A 21,771-nucleotide genomic window follows, 5' to 3' on the forward strand; every position below is an offset into this window, starting at 1 on the left:
TAATATCATTGAAGGCCTCATTAACTATCCGCAATTGATCAGACCTAACAAGGACTCCCCCATAAAAATCTGAATAGTGAGCCCCCTTACTTATAGATTCATCGCACCAAAGAATGTATTCCATATCTTTAAACAAAACCCCCGGCACTCTCGCACCGGGGGAATCGCTTCATCATAAACTAAAACTCAAATTCTTAGCTGCCGCAGGCTTCGCAGGCGTCCGGATTGTCCAGGGAGCAGGCCATGTCGGAGCGGTTCTGGTCGTCGTTGGCAGGGGCGGGCTGCTGGGCTTCGGCGGCTTTGGGCTGCTGCAGGGCGGTTTTGTCAACCGTAAACTGAATGGCCGAAGCGGCTGCTTTGGTGCGCAGGTAGTACATGCCCGTCTTCAGGCCCTTTTTCCAGGCATAGAAGTGCATGGAGGTGAGCTTGCCGAAGTTGGGGTCCTGGATGTGAATGTTCAGGCTCTGGCTCTGGCAGATGTAAGCACCGCGGTCGGCGGCCATGTCCATAATGGCTTTCTGCGAGATCTCCCACACGGTGCGGTACAGGTCCTTGATGTGCTGCGGAATTTCGGGAATATCCTGCACCGAGCCGTTGGCGGCAATCAGGCGGTTCTTCATGTTGTCATCCCACAGACCCAGCTGGATCAGGTCTTTGAGCAGGTGCTTGTTCACAACAATAAACTCTCCGCTGAGGGTACGGCGGCTGTAAATGTTGGTGGTATAGGGCTCAAAGCACTCGTTGTTGCCCAGGATCTGCGAGGTAGAGGCCGTAGGCATAGGGGCTACCAGCAGGGAGTTGCGCACCCCATGCTTGCGTACCTGCTGCTTGAGGGCAAACCAGTCCCAGCGGCCGCTCTTGGGGGTTACGCCCCACATATCAAACTGGAAGATGCCTTTGCTAACCGGCGATCCTTTAAAGGTCTGGTACGGACCTTCTACCTGGGCCAGCTCCATGGAGGCTTCCATGGCGGCATAGTAGATGGTCTCAAAAATATCTTCGTTCAGGCGGCGGGCCTCGGCGCTGTCAAACGGCATGCGCATCATGATAAAGGCATCGGCCAGACCCTGTACCCCCAGGCCAATGGGGCGGTGGCGCATGTTGGAGTTGCGCGCCTCGGGTACGGGGTAAAAGTTCAGGTCAATTACCTTGTTGAGGTTCTTGGTGGCTACCTTGGTGATCTCGTACAGCTTCTGATGATCGAAATAGGGGGTACCCTTCTCATCATAGCCAATGTATTTGTTCAGGGCCAGGGAAGCCAGGTTACAGACGGCTACCTCGTCCTTGGCGGTGTACTCAATGATCTCGGTACAGAGGTTAGAGCTCTTAATGGTGCCCAGGTTTTTCTGGTTGCTCTTGCGGTTGGCGTGGTCCTTAAAGAGCATGTAGGGGGTGCCGGTCTCAATCTGGCTTTCCAGCACCTCAAACCAGAGATCCTGCGCCTTCACCACTTTGCGGGCACGGCCTTCGCGCTCGTACTTGGTGTAGAGCTTCTCAAACTCCTCGCCATAGCAATCGGCCAGGCCGGGGGCTTCGTTGGGGCAGAACAGGCTCCAGTCGCCATTTTCCTCTACCCGCTTCATGAACAGGTCGGGCGTCCATAGGGCGTAAAAAAGGTCTCTGGCGCGCATTTCTTCCTTACCGTGGTTTTTGCGCAGCTCCAGCCACTCAAACACATCGGCATGCCAGGGCTCCAGGTATACGGCAAAGGCGCCTTTGCGCTTGCCACCCCCTTGGTCTACATAGCGGGCGGTGTCGTTAAACACGCGCAGCATGGGGATAAGGCCGTTGGAGGTGCCGTTGGTGCCCTTGATGTAAGAGCCCGTAGCGCGAATGTTGTGGATTGACAGGCCAATGCCGCCGGCGCTTTGCGAGATGAGCGCACACTGTTTCAGGGTGTCGTAGATGCCTTCAATGGAATCATCCTGCATGGTGAGCAGGAAGCAGGAAGACATCTGCGGCTTGGGCGTACCGGCATTAAAGAGGGTAGGCGTAGCGTGTGTGAACCACTTTTCGCTCAGCAGGTTGTAGGTCTCGATCACCGAGGGGATATCATCCATGTGAATGCCCACGGCCACACGCATGATCATGTGCTGCGGACGTTCCACAATTTTGCCGTCGCACTTCATCAGGTAGGAGCGCTCCAGCGTTTTAAAGCCAAAGTAGTCGTAGGTAAAGTCGCGGGTATAATCAACGGCCTGGTCCAGCGTTTTGGCATGCTCCTTTACCACCTTCCAGGCGTCCTTGCTGATCAGGGAAGCGTTCTCGCCCGTTTTGGGGTCGATGTAGGTGTAGAGGCGCTTCATGGTGTTGCTGAAGCTGTTGCTGGTAAGCTTGTGCAGGTTGCTTACCGCAATGCGGGCTGCCAGTACCGCATAGTCCGGATGGCGGGTGGCCATAGAAGCGGCGGTTTCGGCAGCCAGGTTGTCCAGCTCCTGGGTAGTTACCCCATCATACAGGCCGTTGATCACTTTTTTAGCCACCTCTACGGCGCTCACAAAGCGGGCATCCAGGCCTCCACAAAGCTTTTCAATGCGGGCGGTGATCTTGTCGAAGCGAACTGATTCGCGTCTTCCGTCTCTTTTTATTACGAACATACTATTTTGGTTGAAAGGACAGCGAAGCCTTTGGCGGGGCAGCACTGTCGTATAGCTAACTACTCTTAATACAACTGGGTTACCTGGAATTTCTGGCGGCACAGCCAGCGGTCCCTAATCCGCCGGCGGCCCCAGAACCTGCGCTCTCGATCTTTTTTGGTTGAAAGGGAGAGAAGCTTAAAAATCTTCGTCCAGCGAAAACTTGGGTTTTTCTTTTTCCTGGTTCATGACCCCGGCCTTCTGATAATCGCCTACGCGCTTCTCAAAGAAGTTGGTTTTGCCCTGCAGCGAGATCATTTCCATAAAATCAAAGGGGTTGGTAGCCCCATAGGCTTTTTCTACGCCCAGCTCCATCAGCAGACGGTCAGCCACAAACTCAATGTACTGGCACATCAGGCGGGCGTTCATGCCTATGAGGTCTACAGGCAGTGCGTCGGTCACAAACTCTTTTTCTATTTCTACCGCATCCATGATAATGCGCTTCACCGTATCGGTGGGCAGCTTGTGGATCAGGTGCTGGGTGTAGAGCAGGCAGGCAAAATCGCAATGCAGGCCTTCATCCCGGCTGATGAGCTCATTGGAGAAGGTAAGGCCCGGCATCAGCCCGCGCTTCTTCATCCAGAAGATGGAGCAGAACGAGCCGGAGAAGAAAATGCCCTCTACGGCCGCAAAGGCCACCAGGCGCTCGGCAAAGCTTCCTTCATTGATCCAGCGCAGGGCCCACTGGGCTTTTTTGCCCACGCAGGGCATGGTATCGATGGCATTGAAGAGGTAATCTTTTTCGCCCTGGTCCTTAACATAGGTATCGATCAGCAGCGAGTAGGTTTCGGAATGGATGTTTTCCATCATGATCTGAAACCCATAGAAGAACTTAGCTTCGGTATACTGCACCTCGGCCACAAAGTTTTCGGCCAGGTTTTCGTTCACAATCCCGTCAGAGGCCGCAAAGAAGGCCAGCACGTGTTTGATAAAGTGGCGCTCGCCATCATTCAGATTTTCCCAGTCTTTCAGGTCCTGGCTCAGGTCTATTTCTTCGGCGGTCCAGATGCTGGCCTCCGCTTTCTTATAGAACTGCCAGATGTCATTGTGCTGAATAGGGAATAGCACAAAGCGATCTTTATTTTCCCGTAGAATAGGTTCTTCTGCTTCTGATGCGGCGATACGGCTCATGCTTTTGCGTTCTTTTTGTGATGAAACATTACGCAGCGATTCCTGGAAAATTGAGCTTCTCAGGGAGAGGCCCGGAGTAGGAGATAAAGCGCTGCGCCTTGTTGGGGTATGCTTACAAATATTAAAAACCTTACCCGCTTTTCAAACTCTGCTTATGTGAAGTAAAATTGTAACTCCACCTATATAACGCACTAGTTAACAGAAGGTTAATGCTCAATTAATTTGAAAAGTTTTATTCTTGCAATGCCCCCATTTTGCCTCTTATAGTGGCTGAAGGTCAATGAGTTACAGATCGAAAATTTTTTCAAAATTTTATTCACAGCCCGCTGTGCATAACTGTGGTACGGTTTTGGAAAGCTACGCGCCGGCTCTGCTCCCTGCTGCTGCCGGCAGGGAGCGGGCCGGCAGCAAAAGGCCGGGCATTGGGATCTGACCGGCTTTTCAAAATGTCCTTCGCCACTTGGGCAGGCTGCCAAAATTTTATCTAATGTTGCTGGCTTCTTTATTACATGAATGCTTGTTTATGATTTGGGAAATGTGTACGCAGCAGCGCTTTTTTCACTCAGCTGTTGCAGACCCCCTGCGGCACTGCTTTTAGCCAATGGCGGAAGCGGCCGCTTAGTAGTACGCAGCCCGGAAAGGGGGCTGGGGGCAGGGGCCTGCAGCAGCCTTCGGCAGGGGCAAAAACGCTCCTGACGGCTAGTGTTAGAACAGAAACAGAAAAGGTCCTGCCGGGAGGTACGTATTAAGTGCAGGACAAAAGCAGGACTTGCTGAAAATCAGGTTGGAAATTTGTCCCTGAATACCTATCTTTGCCCTCTGTTTTAGAAACTCTATATTCTAGTACAATGTACGCAATTGTTGACATAGCAGGAAAGCAGTTCAAAGTAACACAAGACCAATTCGTATATGCCCCTCTGATGGCAGGCGAAGAAGGCGCTTCCGTAGAATTCGGCAACGTATTGCTCATCGGTGATGGCGATAACGTAACTGTCGGTACCCCGGGTATCTCGGGTGCTAAGGTGGCAGGGAAAATCCTTGGCCATGTAAAAGGCGACAAAGTGATCGTTTTCAAAAAGAAGCGCCGCAAAGGCTTCAAGAAGAAAAACGGACACCGTCAGGATTTTACAAAGGTGCAAATCACAGGCATCACCCAGTAATCCACCTTTATTATTAACCACAAAACCAAGACCTTAGAAATACCATGGCACACAAGAAAGGCGTCGGTAGTTCCAAAAACGGCCGTGAATCGCATAGCAAACGACTTGGTGTAAAAATCTTCGGTGGCCAGTTTGCCAAAGCTGGTAACATCATCATTCGCCAGCGTGGTACACAGCACCACCCCGGCCAGAATGTTGGCATCGGCAGAGACCACACCCTTTTCGCTCTTGTAGACGGTACAGTAGAATTCCGCAAAGGATTCAAAGACCGTTCCTTTGTATCGGTAACTCCGCTGGAGGCTTAAGCGCCTCCCAGCACACTATATACCATAAAGCACACAGCCTCCCCTAGCTGTGTGCTTTTTTATTTTGTCCGGCTGGCCAAAAAGTAGTATTATCGGCTTTGGAGTAGGTATCCCCCTTGAGGAGAATAGACAGCAGTTCGCTTTTTATGCAATCACATCGTAGCAGCCAGCACCCCCCGGAAGGCAACAGCCCGCTGAAAATCGTTGTGCTCTATCTGCTGGGCGGCCTGCTCTGGTTTGCCTTATCGGCCTGGCTGCTTCAGCTGGTGCCCGACATGCCCCTTTTGGGCAGCGCCTTTCTCAACCTGCTGTTTCTGCTCATTTCTGCCAGTCTGCTCATGCTGGTGCTGCGCACCCGCCACCAGCAGCTCAGGGGCCAGCGCCTGCGCCTGCTGGCCGATGAACAGCGCTACCGTAAACTGTACGAAGAAAGCCCCCAGCCCATGTGGATCTGCAGCAGCCAGGAAAAACGCCTGCTGTCGCTCAACGATGCCGCCCTGGCGCTCTTTGGCTATACCATGGCCGAGCTGCGCATGAAACCCCTGCAGCAGCTGGTGTACGAAAAAGACCAGTACCTGCTCAACCTGCACCTGCAGCCCGAGCAGCACTACGAAAAAGCCGGCATCTGGCGCTTTTCGGATGATAAAGGGGAGATTGTGTTCCTGGACCTGGTCATTCACCAGATCCAGTTCAATGAGCATACCGCCAAGCTGGTGATTGCCAACAACCTCACCGACCTCATCCGTACCGAAGAGGAAAAGCTGCGCATCCACAACGAGCTACACCATTACAAAAAAGCGCTGGATCGCTCGGCCATGCTTACCGTTACAGACCTGGAGGGCAACATCATCGACATCAACAGCAAGGTGTCGGAAATTACCGGCTGGAGCCGCCACGAGCTGCTGGGCCAAAACCCCCGGGTGCTGAGCTCGGGCCATCATCCCAAACATTTCTGGACCACCATGTTTCACAGCCTGCAGCATGGGCAGGTATGGCGGGGCGAGGTGCGCAACAAAACAAAGGAGGGCCAGCCCTTCTGGATCGATATGTCGGTAGTGCCCGTATACGATGAGCACAACCAGATCTATAAGTACATGGGCATGGCCTACCCCATTACCGATCGCAAAATGGCCGAGATCCGCTCCGAAAAGATCCACCGGGAGCTGATGACCTTTATGTACAAGGCCTCACACAACCTGCGCGGGCCGGTAGCCACCCTCAGCGGCCTTATCAATGTGGCCAAGATGGAGGTGCAGGACCCCATCACCAACCAGTACATCAAGCTCATGGGCGAGAGGGCCAACCACCTGGAGTTTACCCTCTCCGAGCTTATTGCCATCACCAAGGTAAAGCAGGAAGACCTGAGCCTGGCCGCCATCGATTTTCAGGCCCTTATTGATGATGTGCTGCTGAGCTTTGAACGCTCCATTCGGGATGGGGGCATTTCGGTAGATGTGGCCATCCGCACCACCACCCCCTTCTCTACGGATGAGAAGCTGATCCGCGGCATTCTGTTCTATCTCATCGACAACTCCATCAAGTTCCGCAACAACCAGAACCCGCGCATCCGGGTAGCGGTAGATGAGCAAAGCAATGGGGTGCTCATGACCGTGGCTGACAACGGCCCCGGCATCGACCCCGAAATTCAGGACCGCATTTACGACATGTACTACCGGGGTCATGAGAAATCGCAGGGCAGCGGTCTGGGCCTCTACATTGTAGCCTCCATCGTCGAGCGCCTCTGCGGCTACATTACGCTGGATTCCTCCATCCACACCAACAGCGGTGCCACCTTCCGCATCTTTCTGCCCAACGACCTCTACCTGCGCCGCAACCTGCCCGAAAAGGACATGCTGCCCCTGCAGAGTGAGAATTAGAGGTTTGAAGGGGTGAATGGTCCTCCGATTCTTGGTGAAAACACCAACAACAGGTTGGAGGCTGAGTATTTCCCTATCCCGTTTTTGGTGTTTTCACCCCTAATGGAATTACAATAATACTACAGGCCCCGATCCAGTTGTTGGTGTTTTCACCAACAACACTACCTGCCCTACTCATTTTGGTTTTACCAATACGCGCTATTACAACAATTCCCCGCGCCTCCAATTGTAGTAAGCATGGAAGGAGATGCAGGCCAGAATCATATCAGCTTTTATACAGCTACCATACTGGGATGGAAACAACTATTGAAACCGGATAAGTATAAAAATATAGCGGTAGAAAGTCTTCGCTTTCTGGTTTTGGAGAAGAGGGTCAAACTCTATGGCTTTGTCATCATGCCAAACCATATTCATTTACTTTGGAGAATGTTGCCCGACTGGCGATTGGAAAGTGTACAGCGGGATTTTATGAAGTATACCAGCCAAATGATAAAGCTGGATTTACGAACACACCATCCCCTTGTCCTGGAAAAATTTTATGTGGGTTTGAAAGATCGGCAGTACCAATTCTGGCAACGAAACTCGCTTTCAAAAGTACTTAGTTCGAGATACATGGTGGAGCAAAAGCTCAATTACATCCACAATAACCCGGTACAGGGAAAGTGGCTATTAGCAGACAGTCCTTTGGGATATACGTATTCTTCTGTGCGGTTTTATGAGGAGGGAGATAAAACGTATGACTTTCTTACGCATTATTTAGAGGATCTAGGATAAGGAGTAGCCCGTTGATCGGAATAACAACTGTGTTGTTGGTGAAAACACCAACAACCGGTGGGTCACTGGAGCCCGTTGATCGGAACAGCAGTTGTGTTGTTGGTGAAAACACCAACAACTGGAGGGGGGTGTAAGGTCCTCACCCAACCACTCTAGTCGAGCGCTGCTAGCCTGTTGTTGGTGTTTTCACCCCAATGGAATTACAACAACTTTTTTATTGATTGTTCCTACTTGGCGCGGACTGGAACTCAATACTACTAAATCTAATCGATAAATAAGGTTGTGGGAATCTGCTACCGCCCTACTCGCATCAAACCCCCTCTTCCCCCTCCAGCCTTGTTTCCTTCACCAGCTTGTGGCGGAAGACCAGCAGCAGAGAGGCGGAGCCAAAAAGCACTACGGCAATGCCCTGCCAGACGAGAAATTTGTTTTGAAGAGTCTGGCGCTCCACAGATTGGCTACCCCCTTCGGCGGACTGCTCAAGCGCCTGCTGCTCTTTTAGCTTTTCCCGCACCACCCCTACGCCCAGCAGACTAAGCGCCGCTGCGGTGTAAAGCACAACAATGAGGATAATGAACCAGCGATTTTTCACAGCAGAAGATTAAAAGGGAAGTTGGTAGGTGGATACCTGATCTACGAAACGGCCAATAACGCGGGGATCTACCACAATGGCAAACACAATGCCGAAAAGGGCCCCAAACAGGTGTGCCTCATGGTTGATGTTGTCGGCGCCGCGCTTGCCCTGGTAATAGGAATAGATCAGGTACAGGGGTCCCAGGATAAAGCCTGGAATGCACAGCAGCCCATAGAGGCACAGGTCATTTACCGGATAGAACATAATGCTGCAGAACACCACCGCCGATACCCCTCCGGAGGCCCCCAGCGAGCGGTAGTGGGGTGCATCCTTGTATTTGATGTAGGTGGAAATATGGGCAATGATAATTCCTACCACAAAAAGAGCTATAAACAAAATGGCCCCCAACTCCTGACCAAAGAGGGGCTTCAGCACATAGCGCTCCACGGCCTCGCCAAACCAGTAAAAGGTAAACATGTTGAACAGCAGGTGAATCCAGCTGCCATGCACAAAGCCACTGCTCACAAAGCGGTACCACTCGTTGCGGCGCCGGATGCTGTAGGGATGGAACAGCAGCCGGTTCAGCAGCTCGGGTTGCTGAAAGGCGTATATACTGATCGCCGAGGTGACCAGGATCAGAATTACGGTGATGCTTAGGTTCATGTATCTCGCTTGGATAAGAAGTGAAGCAGGCTGCGCAGGGGTTCCTTGGGGGCATCGGGTGCCGGCAGGGCTTCCAGGGCGGCAAAAGCCTCCCCAAAATAGGCATCAATACGGGCCTCGGCCAGGGGGCGAATGCCCAGGCGGTCGTACAGGGCGGTAACAGCCGCTACCTTTTCGGAAGCCTTAAAGTCCCGGGCCTGCAGCCAGCGGTCAAGCTCCTCTGCATCGCCGCCGGTAGCGCGCTGGCGGGCGTTTATCAGCAGAAAGGTTTTTTGTTGGCGATGATATCCCCCCCTACCTGCTTGCCAAACTTCTCCTGCGGGGCATACACATCCAGCACATCGTCCATCAGCTGAAAGCCCAGCCCCAGGTTAATACCCAGCTCGTAGAGGTGTTGGCAGGCGGCAGCATCGGCGCCGGCCACCAGACCGCCCAGCTCCAGGCTAAAGCCCAGCAGCACGGCCGTTTTGCGGCGGATCATGTCCAGGTAGGCTTCTTCGCTCACCCCTTCCTGCGCCTCAAATTCCATGTCCAGCTGCTGGCCCTCGCACACTTCGGCAGCGCACTGGTTGAATTTTTGCAGCACCGGACGCAGCAGCCCGTCGGGCACCTGCATCAGGCGCTCGTAGGCCTTTACCAGCATCACATCACCACTCAGGATGGCGGTGTTCTCATTCCAGCGGGCATGCACGGTGGCCTGGCCCCGCCGCAGCGGGGCTTTGTCCATGATATCATCGTGCATGAGGCTGAAATTATGAAAGACCTCTACCCCCAGGGCCGGCTGCAGGGCCGGCTGCGGGTCTTGCTGCCAGAGCTGGTGCGCCAGCAGGGTGAGCAGGGGCCGTATACGCTTGCCCCCCAGCGCCATAATGTAGCGGATGGGCTCGTAGAGCGACTGCGGCTCCCCCCCATAGCGGGCTTCCTCAACAGCCTGGCTCAGCCGGCTGGTGAGCTCCTGTACCGAGAGTACGTCTTTATCAGAATTCAATGAGTTCCAGATCAATGGTGCGACGGTCGATGTCGGTATTGCTTACCTTCACCTTTACTTTATCGCCCAAAGTAATCATCTTTTTGTTGCTTTTGCCAACGATCCGGTAGTTTTGGTCATCGTATTCGTAGTAGTCGTCCTTGAGGTCGGCCAGGCGGGCCATGCCCTCGCAGCGGGTCTCTACAATCTCTACATACACGCCCCATTCGGTAACGCCCGATACCAGGCCGTCCCAGATGGTTTCCGGATCCTGCAGCTTCATAAACTCTACCTGCTTGTACTTGATGGAAGCCCGCTCTGCATCGGCGGCACGCTTCTCCCGGTCGGAGCTGTGCTCACACAGCTTCTGGTACTTGTCCTGCTCGGCGCTCTTGCCCCCATCCAGGTAGTGCTGCAGCAGGCGGTGCACCATCACATCCGGATAGCGGCGGATGGGCGAGGTAAAGTGGGTATAGTGCTCAAAAGCAAGCCCAAAGTGCCCCTCGGGCTCGGTGGAGTATTTGGCCTTGGCCATGCTGCGGATGGCCAGGGTTTCCAGCACATTCTGTTCGGGGCGGCCCTGTATGGCCAGCATCAGCTTGTTGAGCGAATTGGATACGGCATCCTCCTCGGTATTGAGCTGATGGCCGAATTTCTTGGCAAAGGCCGAGAAGCCTTCCAGCTTTTCGGGGTTGGGCGAATCGTGGATCCGGTACACATAGGTAGGCGATTTATACTCTCCCCTTCCTTTTTTGCCCTGCTTGTATACCCACTCGGCCACACGCTTGTTGGCCAGCAGCATAAATTCTTCTACCAGCTTGTGCGAGTCTTTACGCACTTTGGGGATTACGGCCAGCGGACGGCCGTCTTCATCCAGCTTGAATTTCACCTCTACGGTCTCAAAGTTGATGGCGCCGCGGGCAAAACGGTCGGCCTTCAGTTTCAGCGCCAGGGTATTGAGGATGATCATCTCCCGGGCAAAATCGCCCTGCAGGGTCTCGATGCGCTCCTGGGCTTCTTCATAGGTAAAGCGGCGATCGGAGTAGATGACCGTACGGCCAAACCATTCATTCACCACCACGGCTTCCTTGTCCAGCTCAAACACGGCCGAGAAGCAGAGTTTTTCTTCTTGGGGCCGCAGGGAGCACAGCTCGTTGGAGAGGCGCTCGGGCAGCATGGGAATGGTGCGGTCTACCAGGTAGACAGAAGTAGCCCGTTCGATGGCCTCCTTGTCCAGCATGGTGCCGGGCTTTACATAGTGGCTTACATCGGCAATGTGAATGCCCACCTCGTAGTTGCCGTTCTCCAGCAGCTGCAGCGAGATGGCATCGTCAAAGTCCTTGGCATCAAAGGGGTCGATGGTAAAGGTGGTGATGTGCCGGAAATCGCGCCGGCGACCAATCTCTTCTTCGGTGATATCATCTTTGATGCGCCTGGCCTGCGACTCTACCCCCTTGGGGAATTCAAAGGGCAGGTCAAACTCGGCCATAATGGAGTGGATCTCGGCATTGTTCTCACCGGCCGGGCCCAGTACCCGCACCACTTTTCCTTCCGGATTGCGGTTGCGGTCGGGCCACTGGGTGATCTCCACCATTACCTTATCGTTGTCCTGGGCCGTCAGCAGATCGTTGGGCTTCACAAATATGTCGAAGTGCATTTTGCGGCTGTCGGCAATCACAAAGGCAAAGCCCTTGGAGAGCTGAATGCGGCCCACATACTGGGTACGGCCGCGCTTTACAATCTCAATCACTTCGCCCTCTGGACGCTTGTCGGGGTCTTTGGCGCCGCCATAGAGCTGCACTTTTACAATATCGCCATCCAGTGCATTTTTCAGCCGGTTGGCGTTTACCATGGCATCCTGCTGCGTATCAGGCGAGATGATAAAGGCATAGCGGGAGTTTACAAAGTCTACCCGTCCCTCAATGATCTCGGCCTTCAGGCGGGTGCGGAACTGCCCGTTGCGGGTCATTTCGGCATCGCCATCCTTTACCAGCTTGTGCAGGGCGCTTTCCATGGCATCCAGCTGCTTGCGGCTCTGCAGGTCCAGTTTGCGAATAATGTGGTGGGTAGAGAGGGCGCGGGAGCGATTTTTATCTAGCAGGGCACGAATGCGGTCTTTCATGCGGTAAACGTCGTCCTTGCTGGCTTCGCCGCTGCTGCTTTTCTTGCGCGACTTAAATCGGTTCTTTTTTGGTTCTTTGGCGTTTGGCTCATAGTCGAAAAAATCCGGTTAGGGATTATTAGTACAAAAAGAAGGGCGGGCCTTCTGAATTTGGGAATAAGTTGTCTATAAAAATCTTCTGTTGGGCAGAAGCGGTATTTTTTATTTTATTAGTATGAGTAGCTACTACTTTTTATATGCTATCATGAGATACACGTTCGTTTTATTGAAAAGTATCTAAAAGATACGCAATCCCCCTTGGCGAAGGGGGTAGGGGGAGTTGGTTTTTATCTTTATAAGAACAGGAGAACAGAAACTTATTTCCATCATAGATAGAAAGCCGCCTTGTATAGGTTTAGGGTTTATAGTTATATCAACAATCCCCCTACCCCCTTCGCCAAGGGGGATCTCGTACCTTAAGGAAGCCATTGATGTAATTGACAATCCAATAACCATAAGAGGTAGGGGGATTTACTTTGTCATTCTAACTATTCCCAGGTAAAAAACTCTCCAATGCTCTTACCACGTTCGGGAGATCATGCTTTACTTCTGATTCTCTCAGTCTCAGTACTCTAAACCCCAAAAGCCGTAGTTCATTATCTCTCTTACTATCTTGCTCCGATTTATATTGATGAGAAGCCCCATCTACTTCTATTATAAGCTTTAATTTCCTGCAAATGAAATCAACTATATAGTTCCCTATTGCAAACTGTCTGTTGAACTGGTAGCCATAGAACTTTTTATCTTTCAGTACCTCTTTCCACAAGATCACTTCGCCCAAGGTACTAGCATTTCTTAGATTACTTGCTAATGGTCTAAGCTTCTTGTTATAGTTCGCACTCATCGATCAAAATAACCTTCAATCCCCTACCCCAATGCGCGTGCCGCTATCGACAGGGGGGATTTCGGTGGGCGGCGCTAGTATCTCTTCATACAAGCAATACTTTCAATCCATTCCCAACTATTACACCAACAGCGGCTCAACCCGCCTTGCGGGCCAGTAGGCGGGCCAGCTGGGCTTTGCGGATATCTTCCAGATCGCCGCGGGGAATGGCTTTGATCAGGGTCTGGGTATACACATCGCGCGGGTGCTCAAACATCTGCTGCGGATAGCCCGTCTCTACGATCTTGCCGCGCTGCATCACCATGATGCGGTCGGCCATAAATTTAACGACGGAAAGATCGTGGGAGATAAAAATGTAGGTTAAGCCAAAATCATGTTTTAGCTCGTTGAGCAAATTAAGCACTTGCGCCTGCACCGATACATCCAGGGCCGATACGCTTTCATCACAGATAATAAACCGCGGTTCCAGGGCTAATGTTCGGGCAATGCAGATGCGCTGCCGCTGCCCGCCCGAAAATTCATGGGGGTAGCGGTTGTACTGATCAGCCCGCAGGCCTACGCGCTCCAGCAGGTACATCACCTTATCCCGGCGCTGCTGCTCCCCCTGGTGCAGGCCATGGATGCGCATGGGCTCCAGGATGGCGTTGCCAATGGTCTGGCGCGGATTAAGGGAGGCATAGGGGTCCTGGAAGATGATCTGGATCTGGCGGCGCAGGCGGCGCATCTCCCGCTCCCTGAGCGTGCGGATGTCCTGCCCATCAAAACGGATCTCGCCGCTGCTGGCATCGATCAGGCGCACTATGCTGCGGCCCAGGCTGGTTTTGCCGCAGCCCGATTCGCCCACCAGGCCCAGGGTTTCGCCGGGGTATACCTTAAAGCTTACCCCATCTACAGCGGCCATTTTGCCCTGCCCCCGGCTAAAGGGGCTCTGGTTCACATCAAACTCTACCTTCAGGTCGTTTACCTCCAGCAGGGGGGGACCGCTCTTGAGCACCTCCAGGTAGCGCTGGGTTACTTCGGCTTCAGTCTCTACGTTCATCAGCAGGGCCTCACCCACGGAATGGTAGCGGGCATCGGGCCGCTCGATGAGCTGTCCCTGCCCGTCATTGGCCACAAAATCCGAAATGGTGGGCAACACCTTCAGATCCATGTCCAGGCGCGGGCGGCAGGCCAGCAGGCCTTTGGTATAGGGGTGCAGGGGCCGGGTAAAGAGGTCCAGCACATCGCCTTCTTCCACCACCTTGCCCCCATACATGACCATGACCCGGTCGGCCACCTCGGCAATAACGCCCAGGTCGTGGGTAATGAACATGACGGCGGTGTTGATATCGTCCCGCAGCTCGGCCATCAGCTTCAGAATGGAGGACTGCACCGTTACGTCCAGCGCAGTGGTAGGCTCATCGGCAATCACCAGCTGCGGATCGCAGGAGAGGGCCATGGCAATCATGACCCGCTGCTTTTGCCCGCCGGAAAGCTGGTGCGGATAGGCCTTAAAGATGCGGTCGGGGCTGGGCAGCTGCACCCGCTCAAAGAGGGCCAGGGTCTGGCGGCGGGCCTCCTCCCGGCTCACCTCCCGGTGCAGCAAAATGGTTTCCATGACCTGGTTGCCGCAGGTGTAGACCGGGTTGAGCGAGGTCATGGGCTCCTGGAAGATAATTGAGATCTCGTTGCCCCTGATCTTGCGCATCTGCTTTTTATCGGCCTTCAGCAGGTCAATGGGCCCCAGCTGGCGGGACTGGAACAGGGCCTCGCCCTCCACCTGCCTGCCCTGGGCGCCCAGTAGCTGCAGCAGCGTAAGGGCCGTAACAGACTTGCCCGAGCCCGACTCGCCCACAATGCCCAGGGTTTCCGCCCCGGCGAATGCTGAAATCAATACCATCTACCGCCCGGATGATGCCGGCGGGGGTCTGATATTGGGTTTGCAGATTCTTGACCTCCAGCAGCAGTTCCTGCTGGGGGCGGTGCGGGAAAAAGGCCTTGCGCATATAGCCCCTAAACTACGCAAAAAAGGGCAGGCCTGGGAGCCTATGTAAGGTTGGCGGCGGAATTACGGGCCTGCTCCCTTCTGAGCAAGAGGGGAATACCCCCATTTAAACTGCTCCTACTACGGGACTGCGTCGTTCCAGCAGCAGCGTATTGCGCCAGACCCCCTGCAGCCGGGCAATGCGCTCCCGGTAGCCAATCTCCCGAAATCCCCACCGCTTCTGCAGGCGTAGGCTGGCCCTATTTTCCGGAAAAGTAGAAGACTGCAGGGTCCAGATGCCATTCGCTTCGCTTTCTTTGATCAGATGCTCCAACAGCAGCTGGCCCAGGCCCTGGCCCCGCCGGGAGGCTTCAATGTAGAGGCTGAGCTCAGCCACGCCCCTGTAGCAGTGGCGGGCCGATACGGCCGAAAGGGCCGCCCAGCCCAGCACGCGCTCTTCCTCCAGCGCTACCAGGCGGCTGTGGAGCAGGTGGCTGCCATCCCATTCCGCCCAGCTGGGTACCTGGGTGGTAAAGGTAGCCTGCCCTGTGGCCAGGCCTTCTTCATAAATGGCCAGTACATCGGCGGCATGGAGGGGGAGCATGGCTTGTATCTGAATCATAGGCGGGTAGATAAACCAAGTTAAGAAAAGGGGTGTAAAAAAGCTGCGGATAGGCACTAGGCCTATCCCGCAGCTTCTGTGGATTCGTTATAGCCAGGATCTTATTTTCTTGAGGCGATCTCTCCGGCCTGCTTTACCTTGCGGATCTCGGCCTTCATCAGGGCCAGGTCCTGCTGAAACTGTTTGTCTTTCATTAGAAGGGCTACAAACTGCTGGGCAAATTTTTTGCCGGCTTCCGAATCGCTGGGGTAGTGTACCCCCCGGATCTCCCGGGAGAAGGCCATGTCCCAGGCCCGCTGCAGCAGTAGCTCTTTGTACTCGGGCAGCACCAGGCATAGCAGATAGGCATGCAGGTAGGAGGCGGAGGCATGGCCGCTGGGGTAGGCCGCATGGCCGGGCATTTCCAGGGGCTGCAGGCCGGCTTCCAGCTGATAGGGGCGGGGGCGGCTGTAGTCTGCCTTCAGGGAGAAAATGTAGTAGGTGGCGTCCTGCAGCACGGCCTGCAGCACCCGGCTGGTGAGGGGCAGCTGCTCGGGCGCAAACCAGGCACCCATGCCCCGGCCTATGTAAAACAGGCTTTGCTGGTTGCGGGTCCAGTCGGGGTCCTGGGTATTGGTCAGCAGGGGGTCGTAGTACACATTGGCCATGCTGTCGGTAAGAGCGATCTCCTGGGCAGTGCGCCGGGCCTGCAGCTGCAGCAGCAAATCCAGCTCGGTCCGGGTCTGTGTGGAGCTGTTGGCCGGATAGGGCTGCAGGGCAAAGCGGCTTACGGGCACCCGTACATAGGTGGTTTTCAGGTTCAGGTAGGCTTTTCTGCGAAAATCGGCTTCGGGAAATGCCAGGGCATCCAGAGCATTATCCAGGGGGCTGGCCGATACGCTGCGCAGGCGGCTGTAGTGATCATCGGCCGGTACCAAACCGCCAAAGGCGCTGGCGGAGGGAAGTTGCTGGGCAAAGCCGCTCAGGCTGATGAGCAGCAGGATCAGTAGGATAAATACGCTTACGAAGCTGATGCCTGCCAGGTGGATGGGCAGCTGTGGCTTCTGCTCGCTGGGGGTGCCGGGGGTAGAGAAAAAGGGTTCCATCGTGGTCGGTAGAATTAGGGGTTATGCAAAAAGGATTCTGTATGCAGGACTTGCCGTGGGGCCTATTTGCCTGCTTTTCGAGGGGATGACGGGGGACTTGAAAAAAAGACGCAGCCTTTTAGAACTATTTTTTAGAGAAGCTTCTCTACCCTATTCTGATAGCTATTCTTTTAGCGGAAGGCTGTAGCTAGCACGTAGCACCCGTGCCACGTGTAATTCGTGCTACGAGTAGGCCGTTGAGGATAGCAGGTGTTTTATGTCTTATGGGTAGAAACGCATCCCCTGAAAAAGAAAAAGCCCGGAGACTTCTCTCCAGGCTAATGCTTTAGGTCATGTGAGGGGCTGCCGCCTATTCCTCCTGCCACAGGTTTCCACCGCTAGCGCTACACCACCACAATCTGCTCGGGCTTCAGCAGGGGCTGGCAGCGGTAGCGCATGTATACCTGGGCGGTGGCAATCACATCCTGCTGGCTGTGCTGCACAATCTGGTCCAGCCCTTTCTCACCTTCGTTGAAGAACAGGGAGTTGATCTGGTCGCCCTCGGGATGGGGGGTATAGGGGATGTGGAAGAGCGCCGCCAGGGTCTCCAGCGAAATGGTGTACTTGCGGTTGCCAAACATCCACATTTCCATGGTGTCCAGGTGGGGTACTTCCCAGGGTTTTTTTCCGGCAAAGTTCAGCACCTCGGGCAGGGGTACGCAATGCACCAGCATGCGGCGGCAGAGGTAGGGAAAATCAAATTCCTTGCCATTGTGCGAGCAGAGGCGCAGCGTTCGCTGATCGAAACGCTCGTTGAGCAGCTCCTTGAACTGCTCCAGCAGCCACTGCTCGTTGTCGGCCGAGGCATAGCTTTTTACCCGCAGCTCCAGCCCGCCCTCGTCCTTCTCATGAAAATAGGCCACCGAAATGCTCACAATGCGGCCAAATTCGGCATAGAGACCCCCTTCATAATGGTACAGTTCGGCGGGCGATACATCTTCGTCCATCCAGTCCAGAAATTCTACCTTGTGTAGCCAGGCCTGCTGCAGGCGCTTGTCCAGCGACTCCAGATCTGATGCGGCCGTAACGGTCTCAATGTCCACAAACAGGATGTCCTTAAAGGGGCGGGTGGTCATGGGGGTAGCGGTTAGGTAAAAAATGGGGTGCCTGTGCTACATAGAAATTTACAAGAAGGCGAAATGTTTGCCTGAGTGGGGGGTGTTTTTTGGGAGGTAGATTGGATTTGGGCTTGCCGTACCGGCCAGGCGTTGGCAGAGCGCCCTACTCCAGCCCCTGCAGCTGCTGCCGGAGCAGGCTGCGGATGGCAGGGCCTTCCGGGCCGGGCGCATGAGCCTCCAGCAACCGGCCCCGTTCATCATAGAGCAGGTAGCGGGGTATGGAGCGCACCTCCAGCGCCTGCAGCAGGGAGGAGCTGCGGGCCTGCAGCAGCAGAAAGCTAAGCACCCCCTCGGCCTGCATCCCTTCTTTTAGTGCTGCCCGGCGCCACTGCTCGGCATTTTCATCCAGCGAGAGATACAGAAAGCTGACCGGCTGCCCGCTGAACTCCTGCTGCAGGCGTTTAGAGGCGGGCATGGCGGCCAGGCAGGGACGACACCAGCTTGCCCACAGATCTACATACACCAGCCGGCCCCGCTGCCGGTCCAGTACCTCCTGCAGGGGTAGTTCCTCTTGTTCAGGTCCATCAGCATGCCCTCAGCACCGGCGGGTGCCGCCTCCAGCTGAAAGGTGGTGGTAATGTAGTTCACCAGGGCCGTATCCTGCACCTGGGTCCTAAACCGGCTCAGGTAGCGCTGCACCTCCTGCCGCGGCGATTGCTCGGCAATGCGTTTCATATAGGCCAGCAGCAGGGCTTTTTTGGCGTTGGTGCTAAAATAGGGGCTTGCCCAAATGGAGTCATAAACTGCCGGCAGGCGCTGGGAGCCCCCGGCCGATGCCGGTGTCCAGTAGAGCTGGCTTACGGCCGTGCGCAGAAAGTTCTGGTAAAAGAAATAGGCAAGCAGGCTGTCGGGCCCCTGAGCCAGTAGTTTTTTCAGTTCGTTCCTGCTCATACGGCCCTGCCGCAGGGCTAGTTCGGCCTGCTGGTAGCCGTTTTTCTCTTTGTAGAAGCTGAAGTGTGGGTCGGAGATGGTGCCCGCGGCCTGCAGGGAATCCAGGAACTGCTGCTCCAGGGCAAACTGCTTCTCTGCCTCGGCAGCGGCCCGCTGCTCGCCCTGCTGCAGCTGCTCGGCCAGGGGGGTGGTATCGGCAAATCCATAAAAGGCATAGGCCATGCCCGAGAGGTATTTGAGCTGAGCGGGAAAATCCCCTCCGCTCAGCCGCTGCCGCTTCAGCACTTCATAGTTGAGCCCTGTTTGGTGGGCAGGGCGGTTCAGCACCCTTGCCTGCGGCAGACTGTCATTAAAGGAAAACAGCACCGTATCTCCCCTGTGCAGCAGGTAGCTCAGGCGATCGGCCCCCCGGTAGGTATATTCCACCTCTACCCAGGGCCTGCGGGTAGCCAGGCGCAGGGTATCGGTAGCCGGCGCATGGGCCAGCTCCAGCAGGCGGCTAATGCCGGCATCATCCATATACTGCAGGGCGCTGCCGGCGCTTAGCTCCTGCCCGTTGGCAAGGGTATAGCGGGTATGGTCGGGTGCCTGCTGAAAGATAAGGGTGATCTGTCCCCGCTGCCCGCCGGTTTTTGTAGCCGGCGCCTCCCGGTCGGCCGGGCTGCAGCCCAACATGGTGGCTAGTAGTAGGCAGGTATAGAAAAAGGAGCAGTAGCGCATGACTATCAACCGCAAGGCCTGAAGAGCCCGCTGTTTAGCTAACGGTCCAGGAGAGTGTTTTGTGATAGGCGAGCCCAACGGAACCTGCCTTTTCACCTCTTTCTTCTCTCTTTACTTTGCAAAGATCTGGCTGGGGTCCTGGAAGCTTTTAAACTCCAGGGCATTGCCGGCGGGGTCCAGAAAGAACATGGTGGCCTGCTCGCCCACCTGCCCCTTAAAGCGGATATGCGGCTCAATGATAAAGCGAATACCGGCCCCTTTCAGTTTTTCTGCCAGCTGGTGCCACTGCTCCCACTCCAGGATGGCGCCAAAGTGACGCACCGGTACGGCATCCCCGTCCACCTCATTGGTTTTGGCCCGGCCTACCTCCTCCGGCTTAACATGAGCCGATAGCTGGTGGCCAAAAAAGTTGAAGTCGATCCACTTGTCGGTGCTGCGGCCAATGTCGCAGCCCAGCAAATCGCCATAGAAGCGGCGGGTCTCTTCTATATCCAGAATGGGAAAAGCCAGATGAAAAGGGGTAAAGTTTTGCATAATGGGTGTATGTTTGAAAACGAAGATACGGAATAGACTTCTGTAGACAATAGAGGATGGATGATGGACAATGGACGATGGACAATCGACCGGGCGGCTAGGCGCCCCTGGCGATCCGCATTGGACCGTCCACCCTGGGTCCTTCTGTTGGTGTTTTCACCAACAACTCTTTTGGCAGCCTGACGGAAATTTGTTGGTGAAAACACCAACAACAGGGGTCAGGAGGTTTCTACCTGCTCACTTCCAATAGCTAGTGTCCATTGCGGATCGCCGGGGGCGCCCAGCCGCACGGTCCATCATCTATTGTCCATTGTCCATCGTCCATCGTCCATTATCTAATACCTCAAATTCCACTACCCACTACCCCATGACACCTCCTGAACTTAATAACGAACTGGGCAACATTGATCTGTACCTGCTGGATGCAATCCTGAAAGGCTACTTTCCGGCTGGATGTGCCGTGCTGGATGCCGGCTGCGGCGAGGGGCGCAACCTGCACTGGTTTCTGAAAGGTGGATATCCGGTCTGGGGCATTGATAGCAACCCGGCGGCCATCCGCATGCTGCGCTTTGTAGCCAACAGCCTGCAAAAGGGCTATCCGCTGGAGCGCTTTGCCAGCGGCAGCCTTACGGCCATGCCCTATGCCAACGAGCTGTTTGAGGCAGTGATCTGCAGCGCCGTGCTGCACTTTGCCGAAAGCCGGGAGCAGTTCATCCAGATGTGGGGCGAGCTCTGGCGGGTGCTCAGGACAGGGGGCCTGCTCTTTATCCGCACCGCCACCGATCTGGGCCTCTCCCAGGAAGAGCTTACGCCTGCAGACCAGGGACGCTACCTGCTGCCCGATGGCAGCCAGCGCTTTCTGCTGAGCCAGGCGCTGCTGGACGAGTTGCTCCAACAATACCCCCTGCAGTGGCGGGAGCCCTATAAATCGGTGGTGGTAGCCGGGCAGCGCAGCATGGGGGTATTGGTGCTGCAGAAAACAATCCGCCCGCCTGACGAGTACTACATTCAATGGAACAGCCTGCTACCCCCATCCGTTTTGCCCCTTTCTGGAAGCGCCTGGTAGCCATTGCCCTTGACTACCTGTTGATAAATGTTGCCCTCAGCTTCATTATTGCCCTGGTGGTAATGGTGGGCTGGGCCGGCGAAGGCCCCACGGTGGTAGAGCGGGGCGATGACCTGGTACGCGATCTCTCAGAAAGCTTTGGGCCGGCACAGCTGCTGATAGTACTGGGCTACTGGCTGTACTTTGCCCTGATGCACAGCAGCGCCTGGGGCGCCACCGTAGGCAAGCGGGCCATGGGCCTGTACGTGGTGGATACCGATGGCCACCGGCTGAGCTTCATACAGGCTACACTGCGTTTTCTGGGCAAAATCCTGTCGGTTTTCACCTTCTTTATCGGCTTTGTGCTGGCCGCTTTTCATCCCCAGCACCAGGCCCTGCACGATCTTCTGGCCAAAACGCATGTGCGGGAGTGGTAGGGGACTTTCGTGTAAATCCTCTCTATTTAGTCATTTATCAACCTTCCGAACACCCTGTTACGCAGTAACACTGGCAGGGGTGAAGCGGCCGATCTCCTTAGTAAGCGATAGTAAACCTGCCCCTTTGCTGCAGGCGGGCACCCCGCCTACCGGCTCCTGAACCTTGCGTTAGTTTGCAAAACAGCATCCCCTTTTTTTACGTTAGTGAAGCTGCATCTTTTCACC

General features: G+C 55.0%; 19 protein-coding genes and 1 pseudogene. 6 read left to right on the forward strand and 14 right to left on the reverse strand.

Annotation, left to right across the window (positions count from 1 at the left end):
• Window positions 1–194 precede the first annotated feature (194 nt).
• Both ADICEAN_RS08860 and ADICEAN_RS08865 read right to left on the reverse strand, forming a co-directional pair.
• Window positions 195–2,597 (reverse strand): ribonucleoside-diphosphate reductase subunit alpha, encoded by a 2,403-nt coding sequence (locus ADICEAN_RS08860; protein WP_009195237.1) that lies wholly within the window; start codon window positions 2,595–2,597, stop codon window positions 195–197.
• A 177-nt stretch (window positions 2,598–2,774) separates the two neighbouring features.
• Window positions 2,775–3,767: a ribonucleoside-diphosphate reductase small subunit gene (locus ADICEAN_RS08865; protein WP_009195238.1), complete on the reverse strand. Its 993-nt coding sequence runs from the start codon at window positions 3,765–3,767 to the stop codon at window positions 2,775–2,777.
• A gap of 848 nt (window positions 3,768–4,615) precedes the next feature.
• Between ADICEAN_RS08865 and rplU the strand changes: the two genes are divergently transcribed.
• From rplU to ADICEAN_RS08885, 4 genes are all read left to right on the forward strand, one after another.
• Complete coding sequence (gene rplU, locus ADICEAN_RS08870; protein WP_009195239.1) at window positions 4,616–4,927, forward strand: 50S ribosomal protein L21; 312 nt, start codon at window positions 4,616–4,618, stop codon at window positions 4,925–4,927.
• 44 nt (window positions 4,928–4,971) lie between these two features.
• On the forward strand, window positions 4,972–5,232 hold the full coding sequence (rpmA, locus tag ADICEAN_RS08875) for a 50S ribosomal protein L27 (protein WP_009195240.1): 261 nt from the start codon (window positions 4,972–4,974) through the stop codon (window positions 5,230–5,232).
• A gap of 146 nt (window positions 5,233–5,378) precedes the next feature.
• Window positions 5,379–7,109, forward strand: a complete 1,731-nt coding sequence (locus ADICEAN_RS08880; protein WP_009195241.1) for a sensor histidine kinase — start codon at window positions 5,379–5,381, stop codon at window positions 7,107–7,109.
• A 237-nt stretch (window positions 7,110–7,346) separates the two neighbouring features.
• Window positions 7,347–7,883 (forward strand): transposase, encoded by a 537-nt coding sequence (locus tag ADICEAN_RS08885; protein ID WP_009195242.1) that lies wholly within the window; start codon window positions 7,347–7,349, stop codon window positions 7,881–7,883.
• Window positions 7,884–8,193: 310 nt separating this feature from the next.
• On the opposite strand, the gene ADICEAN_RS08890 is transcribed toward ADICEAN_RS08885, so the two are convergent.
• The 12 genes and pseudogenes from ADICEAN_RS08890 to ADICEAN_RS08945 form a co-directional block, all read right to left on the reverse strand.
• Complete coding sequence (locus ADICEAN_RS08890) at window positions 8,194–8,475, reverse strand: hypothetical protein (protein WP_009195243.1); 282 nt, start codon at window positions 8,473–8,475, stop codon at window positions 8,194–8,196.
• A gap of 9 nt (window positions 8,476–8,484) precedes the next feature.
• Window positions 8,485–9,120 carry a rhomboid family intramembrane serine protease gene (locus ADICEAN_RS08895; protein WP_009195244.1) on the reverse strand — a complete coding sequence of 212 codons (636 nt, stop codon included), beginning with the start codon at window positions 9,118–9,120 and terminating at the stop codon, window positions 8,485–8,487.
• Window positions 9,117–10,108: pseudogene (locus tag ADICEAN_RS08900) on the reverse strand (polyprenyl synthetase family protein). Before ADICEAN_RS08900 ends, ADICEAN_RS08895 begins: the two are co-directional and overlap by 4 nt.
• Window positions 10,098–12,209, reverse strand: coding sequence for a ribonuclease R (gene rnr / locus ADICEAN_RS08905; RefSeq protein WP_009195246.1), 2,112 nt, complete (start codon window positions 12,207–12,209; stop codon window positions 10,098–10,100). Before rnr ends, ADICEAN_RS08900 begins: the two are co-directional and overlap by 11 nt.
• Window positions 12,210–12,732: 523 nt before the next feature.
• Window positions 12,733–13,092, reverse strand: a complete 360-nt coding sequence (locus tag ADICEAN_RS08910; RefSeq protein ID WP_040396593.1) for an endonuclease domain-containing protein — start codon at window positions 13,090–13,092, stop codon at window positions 12,733–12,735.
• A 136-nt stretch (window positions 13,093–13,228) separates the two neighbouring features.
• Window positions 13,229–14,971 (reverse strand): ABC transporter ATP-binding protein, encoded by a 1,743-nt coding sequence (locus ADICEAN_RS08915; RefSeq protein ID WP_009195248.1) that lies wholly within the window; start codon window positions 14,969–14,971, stop codon window positions 13,229–13,231.
• Between the two features lie 211 nt (window positions 14,972–15,182).
• Window positions 15,183–15,677 (reverse strand): GNAT family N-acetyltransferase, encoded by a 495-nt coding sequence (locus tag ADICEAN_RS08920; protein WP_009195249.1) that lies wholly within the window; start codon window positions 15,675–15,677, stop codon window positions 15,183–15,185.
• 101 nt (window positions 15,678–15,778) lie between these two features.
• Window positions 15,779–16,762, reverse strand: a complete 984-nt coding sequence (locus ADICEAN_RS08925; protein WP_009195250.1) for a phosphatase PAP2 family protein — start codon at window positions 16,760–16,762, stop codon at window positions 15,779–15,781.
• Window positions 16,763–17,145: 383 nt separating this feature from the next.
• Window positions 17,146–17,877 (reverse strand): ribonuclease H-like domain-containing protein, encoded by a 732-nt coding sequence (locus ADICEAN_RS08930; RefSeq protein WP_009195251.1) that lies wholly within the window; start codon window positions 17,875–17,877, stop codon window positions 17,146–17,148.
• Window positions 17,878–18,022: 145 nt separating this feature from the next.
• On the reverse strand, window positions 18,023–18,382 hold the full coding sequence (locus ADICEAN_RS08935; RefSeq protein ID WP_051068829.1) for a TlpA family protein disulfide reductase: 360 nt from the start codon (window positions 18,380–18,382) through the stop codon (window positions 18,023–18,025).
• Complete coding sequence (locus ADICEAN_RS08940) at window positions 18,373–19,485, reverse strand: hypothetical protein (protein WP_152426367.1); 1,113 nt, start codon at window positions 19,483–19,485, stop codon at window positions 18,373–18,375. The genes ADICEAN_RS08935 and ADICEAN_RS08940 overlap by 10 nt, the downstream gene beginning before the upstream one ends.
• A gap of 156 nt (window positions 19,486–19,641) precedes the next feature.
• On the reverse strand, window positions 19,642–20,064 hold the full coding sequence (locus ADICEAN_RS08945) for a VOC family protein (RefSeq protein WP_009195254.1): 423 nt from the start codon (window positions 20,062–20,064) through the stop codon (window positions 19,642–19,644).
• 367 nt (window positions 20,065–20,431) lie between these two features.
• Between ADICEAN_RS08945 and ADICEAN_RS08950 the strand changes: the two genes are divergently transcribed.
• Both ADICEAN_RS08950 and ADICEAN_RS08955 read left to right on the forward strand, forming a co-directional pair.
• Window positions 20,432–21,130: a class I SAM-dependent methyltransferase gene (locus ADICEAN_RS08950; RefSeq protein WP_009195255.1), complete on the forward strand. Its 699-nt coding sequence runs from the start codon at window positions 20,432–20,434 to the stop codon at window positions 21,128–21,130.
• Complete coding sequence (locus ADICEAN_RS08955) at window positions 21,076–21,546, forward strand: RDD family protein (protein ID WP_009195256.1); 471 nt, start codon at window positions 21,076–21,078, stop codon at window positions 21,544–21,546. Before ADICEAN_RS08950 ends, ADICEAN_RS08955 begins: the two co-directional genes overlap by 55 nt.
• The last annotated feature ends 225 nt before the right edge of the window (window positions 21,547–21,771 follow it).

Origin of the sequence: Cesiribacter andamanensis AMV16 (genome assembly GCF_000348925.1) — a bacterium.
Lineage (GTDB): Bacteria > Bacteroidota > Bacteroidia > Cytophagales > Cyclobacteriaceae > Cesiribacter > Cesiribacter andamanensis.

Bases quoted from the DNA above. Each gene is read 5' to 3' on its own strand.
- ADICEAN_RS08860 (WP_009195237.1), bottom strand. From the start codon at position 2,597: ATGTTCGTAATAAAAAGAGACGGAAGACGCGAATCAGTTCGCTTCGAC.
- ADICEAN_RS08865 (WP_009195238.1), bottom strand. From the start codon at position 3,767: ATGAGCCGTATCGCCGCATCAGAAGCAGAAGAACCTATTCTACGGGAA.
- rplU (WP_009195239.1), top strand. From the start codon at position 4,616: ATGTACGCAATTGTTGACATAGCAGGAAAGCAGTTCAAAGTAACACAA.
- rpmA (WP_009195240.1), top strand. From the start codon at position 4,972: ATGGCACACAAGAAAGGCGTCGGTAGTTCCAAAAACGGCCGTGAATCG.
- ADICEAN_RS08880 (WP_009195241.1), top strand. From the start codon at position 5,379: ATGCAATCACATCGTAGCAGCCAGCACCCCCCGGAAGGCAACAGCCCG.
- ADICEAN_RS08885 (WP_009195242.1), top strand. From the start codon at position 7,347: ATGGAAGGAGATGCAGGCCAGAATCATATCAGCTTTTATACAGCTACC.
- ADICEAN_RS08895 (WP_009195244.1), bottom strand. From the start codon at position 9,120: ATGAACCTAAGCATCACCGTAATTCTGATCCTGGTCACCTCGGCGATC.
- rnr (WP_009195246.1), bottom strand. From the start codon at position 12,209: ATGAAAGACCGCATTCGTGCCCTGCTAGATAAAAATCGCTCCCGCGCC.
- ADICEAN_RS08910 (WP_040396593.1), bottom strand. From the start codon at position 13,092: ATGAGTGCGAACTATAACAAGAAGCTTAGACCATTAGCAAGTAATCTA.
- ADICEAN_RS08915 (WP_009195248.1), bottom strand. From the start codon at position 14,971: ATGGTATTGATTTCAGCATTCGCCGGGGCGGAAACCCTGGGCATTGTG.
- ADICEAN_RS08920 (WP_009195249.1), bottom strand. From the start codon at position 15,677: ATGATTCAGATACAAGCCATGCTCCCCCTCCATGCCGCCGATGTACTG.
- ADICEAN_RS08925 (WP_009195250.1), bottom strand. From the start codon at position 16,762: ATGGAACCCTTTTTCTCTACCCCCGGCACCCCCAGCGAGCAGAAGCCA.
- ADICEAN_RS08930 (WP_009195251.1), bottom strand. From the start codon at position 17,877: ATGACCACCCGCCCCTTTAAGGACATCCTGTTTGTGGACATTGAGACC.
- ADICEAN_RS08940 (WP_152426367.1), bottom strand. From the start codon at position 19,485: ATGTTGGGCTGCAGCCCGGCCGACCGGGAGGCGCCGGCTACAAAAACC.
- ADICEAN_RS08945 (WP_009195254.1), bottom strand. From the start codon at position 20,064: ATGCAAAACTTTACCCCTTTTCATCTGGCTTTTCCCATTCTGGATATA.
- ADICEAN_RS08950 (WP_009195255.1), top strand. From the start codon at position 20,432: ATGACACCTCCTGAACTTAATAACGAACTGGGCAACATTGATCTGTAC.
- ADICEAN_RS08955 (WP_009195256.1), top strand. From the start codon at position 21,076: ATGGAACAGCCTGCTACCCCCATCCGTTTTGCCCCTTTCTGGAAGCGC.